The sequence below is a fragment of the Jannaschia helgolandensis genome (assembly GCF_900109285.1).
GTDB classification, from domain to species: Bacteria; Pseudomonadota; Alphaproteobacteria; order Rhodobacterales; family Rhodobacteraceae; genus Jannaschia; species Jannaschia helgolandensis.
In genome coordinates this window covers 119,504-134,854 of record NZ_FNZQ01000002.1, presented here as the reverse complement: position 1 = coordinate 134,854, position 15,351 = coordinate 119,504, and the positions used below count along the sequence as shown (strand labels likewise).

The following is a 15,351-nucleotide window of genomic DNA, read 5'->3' as shown; positions in this document are numbered from 1 at the left end:
TGTAACAGATCACTCCGCCGCGACGTTCATGTCGTTCTTGTCGATGCCCGCCACACGCACGGGCTTTTTCATGGCATCGCGCCGGAAAGGGTCGCCCAGCTCCTGGTTGAGGATGACCTCGATCAGCGTGGTCTCGTTGTTGTCCATCTGATCCTTGATCGCGGTGTCCAGCGCGGTGGTCAATTCGTCCATGGTGCGAACCTGCACACCCTTGAGACCGCAGGCCTGAGCGATACCGGCGTAGGACACCTTCATATCCAGTTCCGTGCCGACGAAGTTGTCGTCGAACCAGAGAGTCGAGTTCCGCTTCTCCGCGCCCCACTGATAATTGCGGAAGACGATCTGCGTGACGGCGGGCCATTCCTCGCGACCGATGGCGGTCAGTTCGTTGACCGCGATGCCGAAGGCACCGTCGCCGGCAAACCCCACGACCGGCACGTCGGGACAGCCGATCTTGGCGCCGACGATGGACGGCAGGCCGTAGCCGCAGGGACCGAACAGTCCGGGGGCAAGGTATTTCCGCCCAGCGTCGAAGTCGGGATAGGCGTTGCCGATGGCGCAGTTGTTGCCGATGTCAGACGAGATGATCGCGTTGCGCGGCAAGGCGGACTGGATGGCGCGCCACGCCTGACGCGGCGACATCCAGTCGGGACGCGCCTCGCGGGCACGTTCGTTCCAGGTGGTGCCGGGATCGTCCTCCTCGTGATCCATCGAGGAAAGCTGCTGTTTCCAGGCCGATTTGGTCTGGGCGATCTTCGACTTGCGCTCGGCGCGGCCTGCGTCGCCCGCCGTATCGGACAGTTGGGCGAGGATGCCGTTGGCGGCCTTGGCGGCATCGGCGACGATGCCCACGGTGACCTTCTTGGTCAGACCGATGCGCGACGGGTTGATGTCGACCTGGATGATCTTGGCGTCCCTCGGCCAGTAATCCATGCCATAGCCCGGCAGGGTCGAGAACGGGTTCAGACGGGTGCCGAGGCAGAGAACGACATCGGCCTCGGAAATCAGCTCCATCCCGGCCTTGGAGCCGTTATAGCCCAGCGGTCCGGCAAAGAGAGGGTGCGATCCGGGGAAGGCGTCGTTGTGCTGATAGCCGACGCAGACCGGCGCATCGAGGCGTTCGGCCAGAGCCATCGACGCGGCGATACCGCCTTCGGACAGGACGACGCCCGCACCGTTCAGGATGACCGGGTTCCTGGCCTGCGACAGCAGATCGGCGGCTCGTTTCATCGCCTGTTCGCCGCCCGAGGGCAGTTCGAAATCGACGATCATCGGCAGGTCGATGTCGATGACCTGGGTCCAGAAATCGCGAGGAATGTTGATCTGGGCGGGACCGGAGGCGCGCTTGGCCTCCATGATGACGCGGTTCAGCGTCTCGGCAATGCGCGAGGGGTCGCGGACCTCTTCCTGATAGGCGACCATGTCCTCGAACAGTTTCATCTGTTCGACTTCCTGGAAGCCGCCCTGACCGATGGTTTTGTTAGCGGCCTGCGGCGTTACCAGCAGCAGCGGTGTATGGTTCCAGTAGGCGGTCTTGACGGCCGTCACGAAGTTGGTGATTCCGGGGCCGTTCTGGGCGATCATCATCGACATTTCGCCGGTCGCGCGGGTATATCCGTCGGCCATCATGCCTGCGGAGCCTTCGTGGGCACAGTCCCAGAAGGTGATCCCGGCCTTGGGGAAGATGTCCGAAATCGGCATCATGGCCGACCCGATGATGCCGAACGCATGCCGGATGCCGTGCATTTGCAGGGTCTTTACGAAGGCTTCCTCGGTGGTCATCTTCATGGGTCTCTCCTCCCGCTGGATATCAAAAATGAGACTCTAAGTCTCGATTTGTCTTATACTTGCCGTAACATTAGGCTTCCGGTCAAGGCTTCGATAGGGCCAGCAAGGCCTGCAGCCTAGGGCCAGTTGCAAGCTTGGAACGGCTTGTCCCATAGCCATCAGGCCGCCCCCCGCGCCATCGCCGCACATTCTTCGGCCACGCGGCGGATTCCTTCGGGTATGTCGGCCACCGAAATCGACGAATAGGCCAGCCGGTAATGCGTGCCCGGGTCGCGCCCGTCGCCGAAGAAGGCCGCCGCCGGTTCGATCAGCACCTGCCGCTGGCGCAGCCGTTCCGCCAGGGCCGCCGACTGGATTCCGGGCGGGGCCTCCATCCAGAACGACGATCCGCCGAAGCTGCTGGCACCGGCGATGCTCAGCCCGTTGGACTGGATCGAGACTTCGGCCACGGCGCGGCGTTCGCGGTAGGCGCGCGCCATCTTGTGGACCTGCGCGTCGTAATGCCCCTGCGCCAGAAAATAGGCCGTCGCACGTTGCATGTGGCCCGGAACGTGGCGCACCAGCAGCGATCGCAGGGTGCGAAGTTCGCGGATCAAAGGCTCGGGTGCGACGATGTAGCCAAGGCGCAGGCCCGGAAACAGCGACTTGGCGAAGCTGCCGATATAGGCCACGCGGCCGCCCCGATCCAGCGACTTGAGCGCGGGTGACGGGGAGGCGGTGAACGCCAGTTCGAATTCGTAATCATCCTCGACGATCAGGAAATCATCCTGTTCGGCGCGCGCCAGCAATTCGCGCCGCCGGGCCACGGGCATCGTCGCGGAGGTCGGGCAATGGTGTGATGGCGTGACGAAGACGACGTCGGTTGTGGGCGGCACATCGTCGGGCGGCAGACCGTGGCCATCGACCGCCACCTCCAGCGTATTGCAGCGTGCCTGCCGCAGGATTTCGCGCAGGGCAGGGTAGCAGGGGAATTCCATTGCCGCCGTGCGGCGCTGCGTCAGCAAGACCTGCGCCAGCATCCACAGCGCATTCTGCGCGCCCATCGTCACCAGCACCTCGGCCGGGGTCGCGACGATGCCCCGGCGCGGCAGGATGTTGCGGATGATCTGCTCGATCAGGTGCGGATCGTCGCGGCCATAGCTGTCTTCGGTCATCGCGGCGAAATCGCGGGCGCCCAGGGCCTGCAAGGCACATTTGCGCCAGTTCTGGTGATCGAACAGTCGGGCGTCGGCCTGGCCGTAGATGAACGGATAGCGGTAGCGCCGCCAGTCTTCGGGCCGGGTCAGGATCGTGGCGGGCGGAAACCGCTGACCCAGCACGCGCGACCAGTCGACGCGCGATTCCGAGGGGGTCTGCGTCGGAAAGCTGGGCGGGCGCGGGGCGCTCTCGGACACGAAATAACCCGACCGACCGCGCGACGACAGGTAATCGTTCGCCACCAGTTCGGTATAGGCCAGCGTGACGGTGATACGGCTGATGCCCAGATGCCGGGCCAGCCCGCGGGACGACGGCATCCGGTCGCCGGGCCGGAAGCGACCGGCGAGGATGGCACCTGTCACGATCTCCTGCAGTTGACGCTGAAGGGTGCCGCGGTGTGCGGGATCGAGGAAGAACTGTTCGACGGCAATGGCCATGTCTGGACCTATAGCGCCGGATGACTGGACTGAATAGTGGGGCGGATTTCGGCTGGATCGCGGTGTCCGGTTTGACGCCCGTCGTGGCAGATGGTCTGGGGAGTAGACCTGTAAACAGACCGGAAGACGATCATGCCCCAGACACCAGACACGAACCGCCGCGTCGTCCTTGCCAACCGGCCCGAGGGCCTGCCGGACAACGAGACGCTGCGGCTCGAAACCGCGCCCGTGCCGGACCCCGGACCCGGCGAGATGCTGTTGCGGACGATCTATCTGTCGCTGGACCCCTATATGCGCGGGCGCATGAGCGACGCGAAATCCTATGCCGAGCCGGTGCCGATCGGAGGCGTGATGACCGGACAGGTCGTGGCGCAGGTGGTGGCATCGAACCTTGAGGAATTCGCGCCGGGGGATCACGTGTTGGCGGGCAGCGGCTGGCAGGATTATGCGCTGTCGGACGGGACGCAGGTGCTGAACCTGGGACCATCGCCCGAACATCCGTCCTGGGCGCTGGGGATTCTGGGGATGCCCGGATATACTGCGCATGCAGGACTTTTGCGGATCGGCGAACCGAAGGCGGGCGAAACCGTCGTGGTCGCCGCCGCCTCCGGCCCGGTGGGCGCGACGGTCGGGCAGATCGCGCGCATCAAGGGGTGCCGTGTCGTCGGCATCGCGGGCGGGGCTGAAAAATGCGCGCATGTGGTCGATACGCTGGGCTTCGACGCCTGCATCGACCACCGGGCCGACGATTTCGAGGCGCAGCTGAAGGCGGCCTGTCCCGACGGCATCGACGTCTACTTCGAGAACGTGGGCGGGCGCGTCCTGTATGCGGTGCTGCCGTTGCTGAACCCGTTCGCGCGGGTGCCGGTCTGCGGCATGGTGGCCTGGTACAACGAGACCGGCCTGCCCGACGGCCCGGACCACGGGCCGCAGATAATGGGCACGATCCTGCGGCAGAAGGTCAAGATGGAGGGGTTCATCATCTTCGACAGCTTCCCGAAATCGGCGCAGATGGAATTCGTCAGCGACATGACCGGCTGGCTGAAGGAGGGCCGCGTCAAATATCAGGAGCAGGTGATCGAAGGGCTTGAGGCGGCGCCGGGCGCGCTGAACGATCTGCTGGAGGGGCGGAACTTCGGAAAGATGGTGGTGAAGGTCGGCTGAGGCGAGGGGCGCGCGCGACTGTGACGGTCGCGTCGCTGCTGCCGCGCCAAGATGATACGGGCGGTGCCTGATGGACGGCGGGATGGCGAACGAACGCTTCGGTCCAGACCGACCGATGTTCCGCGATGCGGCCATGATCAGGATGCAGCGGCTGACGTCGGTCAGCCGCTACGCCTGCGATGCGACTTCAGGGGCGCGGACCCAGTTCGCCTTCCAGTGAGAACAGGCGATCCGTCTCGGATGCCGACTTGATGGTCAGCGTGCCGACCCCCGTCATCGACGCGAATTGGCCGGTGCCCGAAACAAGCTCCCAGAAGCCGTAGTCGGCCAAACGCGGCTTGTCACCGTCGTTTATGAAGACCGCTCTTACGGTGAATTTGATATTCGCAACGTCGCCGTTATCGGTTGTGAACTGAAGGTAGCCGCGGGGATCGCCGCCATTTGGCGGATCGATATCATGCCAGCCGAATTCGGACACAGATGCATTGGCAAGCGCGCCTGTGCCTTCCGATTCGCCTTCTCGGCGAACCATCAGGACGAAACGATTGCTGCCATCCCCGAAATCCATTCGGATGGTTTCCTGCGGCACCATCACGGCCTGCACTGACACGGGTTCAGCATTGGCAGGAGACAGAAGTATCATCGTCGCCATGGCGGTCAGGCCAACCGTTTTCAGTACGTTCATCATGTGATCTCCATGGGAAAACATTCTAGGGCTAGAACCTTTTCACCGGCGGCGGAGCTTTAGTCAAAGCACGGTCCGTCACGGTCGATGACATTCGGGTGCGAGGGAGGATGGATCTGACATCGATACGGGCAATTTGTTTCTTGAGGGGCAGACTGCAGGATCGGGGAAAGATTGAGCCAGCGTTGTCATTCATCCATGTCGACAGCCATACCGCGTTCGTCACCGACCACCCTGACCTGTTCAGTTTGTTCAGCATGGATCACGCGGACGTTTCGCACGAAAGGCGTGCCCGCCCGGATGACCCGGACGGGGCCTGTGCAAGATCAGCCGAAAACGCGGCCCAAGGCGCCGTCGACAGCCTCCAGAATGTTGTCGATGTCGTCCTTGGTGGCAATCAGCGCGGGCGAGAAGCATAGCGTGTTGTTATGCCCCGGAACGCTGCGGTTGGTCGCGCCGATGATGACGCCCTGCTGCATGCAATCGGCCACGACGGCCTGCACCTGCTTTTCGTCGGCGGGCGCGCGGGTGTCGCGGTCCGCCACCAGTTCGGCACCCACGAACAACCCCTTGCCGCGGGCCTGACCGATGACCGCGTGGCGGTCGGCCATCGCATGCAACTGGTCCAGCATGTAGTCACCCATCCTGGTGCAGTTGGCGAGCAGGTCCTCGTCCTCGATGATCTTCATATTGGCCAGCGCCGCCGCCGGACCCGCCGTGCAGCCGCCGAACGTCGAGATGTCGCGGAAGTAGTGCATCGGGTCGGACGGGTCGTCCTTGAACATCTCGAAGACTTTCTCGGACGTTACGCAGCACGAAATCGCCGCGTAGCCCGAGGCGACGCCCTTGGCCATCGTCACGAAATCGGGCTTCACGCCGTAGTGCTGATACCCGAACCATGTGCCGGTGCGCCCGACGCCGCAGACCACTTCGTCGATATGCAGTAGCAGGTCGTATTTCTCGACAATCTCCTGCACCCGCTCCCAGTATCCCTTGGGCGGGACGATGACGCCGCCACCTGCCGTGATCGGCTCCAGGCAGAGCGCGCCGACGGTGTCGGGGCCTTCGCGCAGGATGACTTCCTCGATGGCATCGGCGGCGCGGCGGCCGTAATCCTCGACGTCGCCCCAGCCCTGATCGGCCTTGCGATATTCAAGGCAGTGGGGGACGGCGACAAAACCGGGCGTATAGGGTCCGTATTGCGCGTTGCGTTCCTGCTGGCCGCCCGCCGACAGGCAGGCGATGGTCGTGCCGTGATAGTCGCGGTCGCGGTACAGGATCTTGTATTTCTTGCCGCCGTGATGGCGCGCCGAAATCTGGCGGACCATCTTGAAGGCCTTCTCGTTGGCCTCGGACCCCGAGTTGGCATAATACAGCCGCGTCAGGCCCGGCATCTTGGTCATCAGCTTTTCGGCGAACTGCGACCCGGGGATCGATCCGGCGGATTGCGCGAAATAGTTCATCTTGACCAGCTGGTCGCGGACGGCATCGGCGATTTCCACGCGGCCATAGCCGACGTTGACGGTCCAGACGCCGCCGGACACGGCGTCCAGATGCTCTTTGCCCTTCTGGTCCCAGACGCGCATCCCCTTGCCCTCGACGATGATTCGCGGGTCGTTGGTTTCAAGCGGCTTGTGGGGCAGAAGATGGTGCCAGACGTGGGCGCGGTCCGCCTCGACGATGGCGGTCATGTCGTTGGGGGTAATGTTATCCATGATTTCAGATCCTCCCGGTAAGCGCGCACGGAGGCCCGGCGCCGCGATTGTCTTTAACATGATATAACAAGGGCACCAGAATCAGGCCAACCGATAGGGCCAGTGAGGGTGTGGTCCTATGTCCAGACTGACGACTGGGTTGGAGATACGGAATGCCATCCCTAGGGTCGCCGCACGCGGGATGAGACGGGAGGTCTCGATTCTGCGTCCGAGAGGGAGAGAATGGTAACCAAAACCGCCTTTTGGACAGTTACTGGCACCCCGGTGGATCATTACGATCCGATTGCAGGGGACGTGACCTGTGACGTGGTCGTGATCGGCGGAGGCTTTACCGGACTGCGGACTGCGCTGGATCTGGCTCATGCCGGGACGGACGTTCAGGTTATCGAAGGCGGGCAGATCGGGCAGGGGGCGTCCGGGCGCAGCGGCGGCCAGGTAAACCCGATGCTGCCCGTGGCAAAGCCCGAACACCTGCGCGACGCGGTCGGCGATACCTATTTCGAGCGGATGACAGCGGCGTCGCTGGCATCGGCGGACGATCTGTTCGAACTGATCCGCACTGAAAATATCGACTGCGAGGCGCGGCAGCACGGCTGGATCCGGGCGGAACATTGTGCGTCTGCCGCCAGGGTCGCGCGGCACAATGCGAGGCTGTGGAATTCTTTCGGGGCCGGGTTCGAATTCATGGATGCCGGGGAGACGCGCCGCAAGACCGGCGCACGCGGCTATCTGGGCGCGGTCATGGCGCCGAAGGGCGGCGCGGTGCAGCCGCTGTCGCTGGTGCGCGGTCTGGCCCGCGCCGCAGCCCGCGCAGGAGCGCGCATCGCGACGCAGAGCCGCGTGACCGGTATGACCCGCGCCGACGGCATCTGGACGCTTTCGGTGGGCGCGCACCGTGTGCGGGCCAGTCAGGTGGTGCTGGCCACCAACGGGTATACCGACGGGACGCAGCCGGGGTTGCGACGCACGATCCTGCCGTTCACCTCGATCCAGATCGCGACGGAGCCTCTGCCTGACGACGTGCTGGCCGAGCTGCTGCCCGAGGGGCATACGATTTCCGACACCCGCCGTCTGATCATGTATTCGCGGCGCGAGCCCGGTGGCCAGTTCGTCTTCGGTGGCATCGGCTATACGCTTCCGGGCATGGGACGGCGCGGGTATTCGTGGATGTTACAGGACGTGCCGCGTCTGTTCCCGGCGCTGCGCGGCGTGACATGGAAATATCGCTGGGGCGGGCAGATCGCGCTGACGCAGGACCGCGTTCCTCATATGCACGAACCCCAGCCGGGCGTGATCGCCGGTCTGGGTTACAACGGACGCGGCGTTGCGATGTCGCATCTGATGGGGCGCGAGATGGCGCGGCGGGCGCTGGGGGCGCCTGCTGACAGCCTCGTTTTCCCGATCACGCCGATGAAACCTTATGCTTTTCGCGAAATCCAGTCCGCAGGGTCGCCCTTGGCCTTGTGTTATCTGCGAATCCGCGACCAACTGGAAATGGGTCGCAGGACCGGTGCCGCCGCCGGGTCCCGGTCGATACCCAATACGGATCCCGCCTGACAGGGTGGGTCAACGAAGGGGCGGACGAACCGCGCCGTCAACAACTCGGAGTACTACCAATGAAAAAGTTCACTCTCGCAACCATGACCGCAGCCGCCGCGCTGATGTCCGGTCAGGCCGCCATGGCCGACGCCCATCTCGACGAGATCACGGTCGGTTATTTCCTGGAATGGCCGATGCCGATGCTGGCGGCCAAGGCCGACGGTTCCTATGACGAGGCACTGGGCGTTCCGGTCAAATGGGTCAGCTTCGAGACCGGCACCGCGATGAGCGCCGCCATGGCTTCCGGCGATGTGCAGATGTCTGTCAGCCAAGGTGTTCCTCCCTTCGTCGTCGCAGTCTCGGCCGGTCAGAACCTGCAGATCATCGACGTCGCAGTGTCCTACTCGGAGAACGATAACTGCGTCGTACGCTCGGACCTGCAGATCACCAAGGACAATGCCGGCGACCTGGCAGGAAAGAAAGTTGCCGTCCCGTTGGGCACCGCCGCGCACTATGGTTTCCTTCGGCAGATGGATTACTTCGGCGTCGATATTTCGACGCTCGATATTGTTGACATGGATCCCCCGACCGGGTCCGCTGCCTTGGCGCAGGGCGATGTGGACTTCGCCTGCGGTTACGGCGGTGGCCTTTCGCGGATGAAGGAATCGGGCAACGTCCTGCTGACCGGTGCCGAAAAGGAAGAGCTGGGCATTCTGGTGTTCGACGTGACCTCCGCCCCGGCCGAGTTCATTGCAGAGAACCCAGAAATGGCGGCCAAGTTCGTCAAGGTGACGGCGGATGCCAATGCCGAGTGGGCAGCGAACCAGTCCGAGGAGATGCTGGAGGTGATCGCCAAGGAATCCGGTCAGGAACTGGAGACCGCGCGCAGCGATCTTACCGGCTTCACCTTCCCGACCATCGAGCAGCAGCTTTCCGAAGCCTGGCTTGGCGGGAACGCGGCGACCTTCATGAAGGGTGTTGCCGACGTCTTCGTCGAGGCTGGCTCCATCCCCGCCGCGCTGGACAGCTATGAGGATACGGTCAACACCGGTCCGCTGACCGACGCAAGCAGCATGTAAAACGCCTTCGGGGGCGGCCTTGCGTTGCCGCCCCCGGACACGACAAAGGGCCCCACAGAGCGGCCCGGAACGGGGGACGACGAATGAACGGATTGTCGATAGAGAACCTTTCCATGCGCTTCGACCTGCCCAACGGGTCCTATGTTCAGGCGCTTGAGGATGTATCGCTCAACCTGCAAAGCGGCGAATTGATGAGCGTGCTGGGGCCATCGGGCTGCGGCAAGACCACGCTTCTGAATATCGTGGCGGGGTTTCTGGCCCCGACCGATGGCAAGGTCATCCTGAACGGCCACGAGGTCAAAGGCCCCGACGCCGAGCGTGGAATGGTGTTTCAGCAAGGTGCCCTGTTCGAGTGGATGAACGTGCGCGAGAACGTGGAGTTCGGTCCGCGCATGCGCGGCACGCCCGTGGCCGAGCGTCGGGAAAGTGCCGACCGGCTGCTGGAAATCACCGGCCTGAAGGACTTCAAGGACAAGGCGATCTATGAATTGTCGGGCGGAATGCAGCAGCGCGTGGCTCTGGCCCGCTGTCTTGCGAACGATCCCGATGTCATCCTGATGGACGAGCCGCTGGGCGCACTGGACGCGCTGACCCGCGAGAAGATGCAGGGCCTTGTCCTGAAGCTGTGGAAAGAGACCGGCAAGACGATCATCCTGATCACCCACTCGGTCGAGGAGGCGCTGCTTCTGGGCGAGCGCCTGCTGGTCATGGCCCCGAGACCGGGTCGCATCCACAAGGAATATCGCCTGCCGTTCGCGGAAATGGGCGTTGCGCAGGACCTTCGCGAAGTGAAGAAACATCCCGAATTCGGGCAAAGGCGCGAAGAGATCCTCTCCATGATCTGGGAAATGGAAGAGGAAATCATGGGCCGGACGGAGGACGCCTGATATGACCGGATTTTTGATCATCGCGGTCTATGCCGCTCTCTTCGTCATCTCGATGCTGTTGGTAAATGCCATCACCGCCCGCACGAGGCGCAAGGATTTCACCTCGCTCAAGACGGTGACCTTCGGCGACGAAACCGCCGTACGGCCCAACCGCTGGGCTTCGGTCATCTCGGTGGTGGTGCTGTTCCTGATCTGGGGGGCGTTCACCGGCTCCAAGCTGTCGCCGATCCATGTGCCGGGACCGTTTCAAGGGGACACGACGTTCACCTATACGGCGCAGAACGCGACCGGTGCGACCGACGATGCGACCGTCACCGTGCGGGTCCACGAAGTGGGCGCCGCCGTCGACGATCCGGTGGTCGAGCCGGGCGACGGATTCGCCAAGAACGATGTCGCGCGGATCGGGCTGTACCGCTCCAAGATCATCCCTATGACAGCCAATGACATCGGCGGAGATGAGGAAGGCTATATGATCATCGCGATCAATGGCGAACCCATCGATGCCAACCAAGCGGTCCAGACGGACAACGGCCGCATTTCGATGAACGCAAGGGGCGGCATGAACTTCGTACCCGACCGGGGCTTCCAGATGCAGCCGCTCTATCTGCCGTCGCCCGAACGGGTGGTCGAGGCGCTGATCGAAGTCTCACGGGACGGCTATCGCAACTTTACCTTGCTGGAGCATCTGGGCTGGTCTCTGTTCCGGGTGCTGGCCGGGTTCGTGCTGGGCGCGATCGTGGGCATTCCGCTGGGCTATGCGATGGGCCTGTCGAACTGGTTCCGGGGCTGGTTCGACCCGATCGTCGAGTTCATGCGCCCGGTGCCGCCGCTGGCGCTGATCCCGCTGGTCATCATCTGGTTCGGCATCAACGAGACCGGCAAGGTCGTCCTGCTGTTCCTGGCCGCGCTCTGGATCATGGCGATCGGCGCGCGGGCAGGGGTGTCGGGCGTGAACATCAGCAAGGTGCACGCGGCCTATTCGCTGGGGGCATCGAAATGGCAGATCCTGCGGCACGTCATCATCCCGAATTCCCTGCCGGAAATCTTTACCGCGGCGCGGGTTGCGATGGGCGTCTGCTGGGGCACGGTGGTCGCCGCCGAGCTGGTGGCCGCGAATGTCGGTGCGGGCATGATGATCACCACGGCGTCCAAGTTCCAGCAGACCTATATCGTGGTCATGGGCATCATCCTGATCGGTGTCATCGGGTTCAGCATCGATATCCTGATGCGCAAGGCCGAGGACTGGCTGGTGCCCTGGAAAGGGCGCAGCTGAGGATCGGATCGGGGCGGCTTTCGGGTCGCCCTTTTCCTGGCCGGAGACACCTTGGCCGGAACAACGCCCGACCTCGGGCCTGCGATCCCGACCTGTCGCCCCGCCGGGAGGCTAGGCCGTCCGGTCGCGCGTCATCCGCAGCCAGATCAGCGCACCGCCCGCCAGCATCAGGAACGGCACCATCGCGTAGTGCACTGCCGACCAGCCGCTGACGGCATCGGCGGAGGAACTCATCAATCCGCCCGATGACAGCGACGCCAGCGTAACGAGGCCGAAGACCAGCGCGTCGTTCATCCCCTGAACCGTGCCGCGTTCCTCGGGCGAATGACTGGCGGTCAGCATGGTTGTCGCGCCGATGAAACCGAAGTTCCAGCCCAACCCCAGAAGGATCAGCGTGCCGTAGAAATGCGGCAGGGTCACGCCGGACAAGCCCACCGTCCCGGCGGCGGCCAGCAGGATCAGCCCCGCCGACACGATACGGGTCACCCCGAACCGTGCGATCAGATGGCCGGTGAAGAAGCTGGGCGCATACATAGCGATCACGTGGGCCGAGACGATGTCGGCAGCATTGCCCGTGCTGAACCCGGAGCCGACCACCGCCAGCGGGGTCGAGGTCATCACCAGGTTCATCAGCGCATAGGCCACCATCGCGCAGATGATCGACACGACGATGGCGGGCGAGCGCAGCAATTCGCCCCGTGTCCGCCCGCGCGCCGCGTCAAGTGCCGGTTTGGCAGGCGTCGGAATATCCAGCAGGAAAAACAGCCACAACCCGATCAGATTGATCACGGCGACGGTGGCATAGCTGGCCACGAAGGGGATGATGGTCGCGTCCCCCGTCAGCTTGACAATCTGCGGCCCGACCAGCGCCGACAACAATCCGCCTGCCATGACATAGCTGATCGCCTTGGGCCGGAATGCGTCGGAGGCGGTGTCGGTCGCAGCGAAGCGGTAGAAGCCCAGAGTGCTCATGTAGATGCCGGTCAGATAAGCCCCGGCAAGAAAGATCGCGAAGCTGCCCGTCGTCAGGCCCAGCACCGCAAGCCCGGCCCCGGCGGCCCCGGCCAGCGCGCCCAGCACAAAGCCGAACCGGCGCCCACGCGCCTGCATCAGCGGGCTGATCCACGGCGCCGTGGTCATCGAGCCGAAGACGATCAGGCTGATCGGCAGGGTAGCGAGCAGGGGGGTGGGGGCCAGAGCGAGACCGGCCAGTCCGCCCGCGATGAAGTTCATCGGCAGTTGCGCGCCCAGCAGCGCCTGTGCCGCGACGAGGACGAGGACATTGCGCTTGGCGCGTGAGTCGTCTTGCAGGATGTCCAGGGAAGCTGTCGTCATGGATCATACCTACGCGCCGGTCGGACGGGGGGCCAGCGCGGGATTGTATCCAGACGGTGCGTCAGGGGGGGTCAGACCTGTGCGGGCGCGATGAGATGAGCGAAAGAGCCGCTGGCCCGACCGGCGCGCAGACCCGCAGCTGGCAGGGCTGTGCCTTCGGCGTCTTGTGCCGTGAACAGCGCGTCGCCTTCGGCGCGCAGGGTCGTGGCATAATGGAATTCGTGACCACGCCAGTTTCCGGCAAAGGGGCCATGGTTCGCCTGCAATCGGCGATACCCCAGATGAAGGCGGCGATCGGCAAAGCTGGTCTGCAACCGCAGAAGGCCCGCCATGGCGTGGTGCTGGCCCGCGGCGTCGGTCAGCGTCTCTCCCATCACCATATAGCCGCCGCATTCACCATAGACCTCCCGGTCCCGTAGCGAAGCAAGGAACGTCGTATTCGCGGCCAGCCGTCCGGCATGAAGTTCAGGATACCCACCGGGCAGATAGACCAGATCGGCGTCCGGTGCAGGGTCGTCAGCGAGGGGTGAAAACGTCGCTATCTCCGCCCCGGCGGCCTGCCAGCCGCTCAGCAGGTGCGGATAGACGAAGGCGAAAGCCGCGTCGCGGGCGACGGCGATACGCTGCGCGGGGGGCGGCAGCGGGCTGCAGTCCGCACCCTTCAGAGGTGCGGCAAGACCGATCAGCGCGTCGAGATCGATGCGGTCCGCCATGATGCGGGCGGCCTGCGTCAGAAATGTCTCCAATGCAGGATGCTCACCGGCCTGCACCAGCCCCAGATGCCGGGAGGGTGTCGCCAGCGCGGCATCGCGGGGAACTGCCCCCAGAACCGGCAGGGGACAGGCGGCGCGCAGCATGGCTTCATGACGCGGGCTGCCGATGCGGTTGAGGATGACGGCCGCGACGTTCACTTCCGGGTCGTGATCCGCGAACCCGGCGACCAGTGGCGCGATCGATTGCGCCATGCGGGCCGCATCGACGATCAGCACCACCGGCAGGTGCAACTGTCGCGCCAGATCGGCGACCGCACCGCGCCCGTCGGGAGGGGCGCCGTCGAACAGGCCCATCGCGCCTTCGATCAGCAGAAGGTCGGGCGTTGCGGCCAGCCCCGCGATCATTGCCGGGTCCATTGCCCAGGCGTCCAGGTTGGGGCAGGACGCACCGGAGGCGGCCTCGTGAAATCGCGGGTCGATGTAATCGGGGCCGGATTTCGCACCCCGGACCGCAATGCCGCGGTCGCGTAACGCGCGCAGCAGGCCCAGCGTGACGGTGGTCTTGCCGCTGCCCGATGCGGGGGCGGCAAGGATCAGGCCCGGCATCGTCCTGCGGGATATGAATATTTATAGAGCAAAGATAAAAGCATCATCCGGTCTCGACAGGTCGTCTGAGGTCGAGGGGGTCGAGGTTACGCGGCGCCTCGCCCCGTGCCTGAGCCTGCCAGTCGAGAGCCTGTCGCAGCGCGACCGCCATGCCGATGCAGATGATGGCGGGCGGCTCCAGTCCGGCGGCGGCAATATCGGCTTCGACGTCCGCAAGCGTGGTTTCGATGGTCCGCTGAGCGGCCAGTGTAGCCGTCGTGGTGACGGCGACCGGCTCGGACTGGGAGCGGCCCGCGGCGATCAGTCTGGCGGCAATTTCACCGATATGCTTGATGCCCATGTAGATGACGATGACCTGGCTGCCCCGCGCCAATCCGGCCCAGTCCAGCGCCGTGGGGGCCGCACCCGCCCGATCGTGGCCGGTGACGAAGGTGACCGACTGGTTCACGTCGCGGTGGGTGACCGGAATGCCCGCATAGGCCAGCCCGGCGATGCCCGCCGTGATGCCCGGCACGATGCGGATCGGGATGCCGTGCTGCACCAGCGTCTGCGCTTCCTCGCCGCCCCGCCCGAAGACGAAAGGGTCACCCCCCTTGAGCCGCAGGACACGTTTGCCCGCGCGGGCCAGCTCTACCAGGTGCAGGGAAATGTCGCGCTGATTGGCGGACGGTTTGCCGCCACGTTTTCCGGCATAGACCTTCTCGGCCCCGGCGGCGGCCCAGTCGAGGATACCTTCGTGGACCAGCGCATCATAGACGATCACGTCCGCCTGTCGCAGCGCATTCGCCGCATGCAGCGTCAGCAACCCCGGATCGCCGGGCCCGGCCCCGCACAGCCAGACCCAGCCGGGGGCCAGTTCAGGCCAGTCGTGAGAGGGGAGTTGCATGTCCATGACGTTCTATATGCCCGCCCCAGCCCATGCGAAAGGTGGCG

General features: G+C 64.4%; 12 protein-coding genes. 5 read left to right on the top strand and 7 right to left on the bottom strand.

The window, feature by feature from the left end; translation table 11 throughout:
- Positions 1–9: 9 nt before the first annotated feature.
- Positions 10–1,788: a sulfoacetaldehyde acetyltransferase gene (xsc, locus tag BMY38_RS07660; RefSeq protein WP_092761530.1), complete on the bottom strand. Its 1,779-nt coding sequence runs from the start codon at positions 1,786–1,788 to the stop codon at positions 10–12.
- A 158-nt stretch (positions 1,789–1,946) separates the two neighbouring features.
- A complete protein-coding gene (pdxR, locus tag BMY38_RS07655) occupies positions 1,947–3,422 on the bottom strand; it encodes a MocR-like pyridoxine biosynthesis transcription factor PdxR (protein ID WP_092761528.1) in 1,476 nt (491 codons plus the stop codon).
- 132 nt (positions 3,423–3,554) lie between these two features.
- On the opposite strand from pdxR, the gene BMY38_RS07650 reads away from it, so the two are divergent.
- The gene (locus tag BMY38_RS07650) at positions 3,555–4,586 is read left to right on the top strand and encodes an NADPH-dependent curcumin/dihydrocurcumin reductase (protein ID WP_092761526.1); all 1,032 of its coding nucleotides are present in this window, start codon (positions 3,555–3,557) and stop codon (positions 4,584–4,586) included.
- A gap of 187 nt (positions 4,587–4,773) precedes the next feature.
- Here BMY38_RS07650 and BMY38_RS07645 read toward each other — a convergent pair whose 3' ends face one another.
- Together BMY38_RS07645 and BMY38_RS07640 are read right to left on the bottom strand one after the other, a co-directional pair.
- Positions 4,774–5,271: a hypothetical protein gene (locus BMY38_RS07645; RefSeq protein WP_217638793.1), complete on the bottom strand. Its 498-nt coding sequence runs from the start codon at positions 5,269–5,271 to the stop codon at positions 4,774–4,776.
- A gap of 326 nt (positions 5,272–5,597) precedes the next feature.
- Positions 5,598–6,986, bottom strand: a complete 1,389-nt coding sequence (locus BMY38_RS07640; protein ID WP_092761524.1) for an aminotransferase family protein — start codon at positions 6,984–6,986, stop codon at positions 5,598–5,600.
- Between the two features lie 222 nt (positions 6,987–7,208).
- Here BMY38_RS07640 and BMY38_RS07635 point away from each other — a divergent pair, with 222 nt between their 5' ends.
- The 4 genes from BMY38_RS07635 to BMY38_RS07620 all read left to right on the top strand — a co-directional run bounded on the left by BMY38_RS07635 (position 7,209) and on the right by BMY38_RS07620 (position 11,764).
- Complete coding sequence (locus tag BMY38_RS07635; RefSeq protein ID WP_092761522.1) at positions 7,209–8,543, top strand: NAD(P)/FAD-dependent oxidoreductase; 1,335 nt, start codon at positions 7,209–7,211, stop codon at positions 8,541–8,543.
- Between the two features lie 59 nt (positions 8,544–8,602).
- Complete coding sequence (locus tag BMY38_RS07630; protein ID WP_092761520.1) at positions 8,603–9,604, top strand: taurine ABC transporter substrate-binding protein; 1,002 nt, start codon at positions 8,603–8,605, stop codon at positions 9,602–9,604.
- Between the two features lie 83 nt (positions 9,605–9,687).
- Positions 9,688–10,491, top strand: coding sequence for a taurine ABC transporter ATP-binding protein (locus tag BMY38_RS07625; RefSeq protein WP_092761518.1), 804 nt, complete (start codon positions 9,688–9,690; stop codon positions 10,489–10,491).
- 1 nt (position 10,492) lies between these two features.
- Complete coding sequence (locus BMY38_RS07620; protein WP_092761516.1) at positions 10,493–11,764, top strand: ABC transporter permease subunit; 1,272 nt, start codon at positions 10,493–10,495, stop codon at positions 11,762–11,764.
- 111 nt (positions 11,765–11,875) lie between these two features.
- Here BMY38_RS07620 and BMY38_RS07615 read toward each other — a convergent pair whose 3' ends face one another.
- The 3 genes from BMY38_RS07615 to cobA all read right to left on the bottom strand — a co-directional run bounded on the left by BMY38_RS07615 (position 11,876) and on the right by cobA (position 15,310).
- Positions 11,876–13,099, bottom strand: coding sequence for an MFS transporter (locus BMY38_RS07615; protein WP_092761514.1), 1,224 nt, complete (start codon positions 13,097–13,099; stop codon positions 11,876–11,878).
- Between the two features lie 71 nt (positions 13,100–13,170).
- The gene (locus BMY38_RS07610) at positions 13,171–14,418 is read right to left on the bottom strand and encodes a cobyrinic acid a,c-diamide synthase CobB (protein ID WP_092761512.1); all 1,248 of its coding nucleotides are present in this window, start codon (positions 14,416–14,418) and stop codon (positions 13,171–13,173) included.
- Positions 14,419–14,461: 43 nt separating this feature from the next.
- A complete protein-coding gene (cobA, locus tag BMY38_RS07605; RefSeq protein ID WP_092761510.1) occupies positions 14,462–15,310 on the bottom strand; it encodes a uroporphyrinogen-III C-methyltransferase in 849 nt (282 codons plus the stop codon).
- Positions 15,311–15,351: the final 41 nt, after the last annotated feature.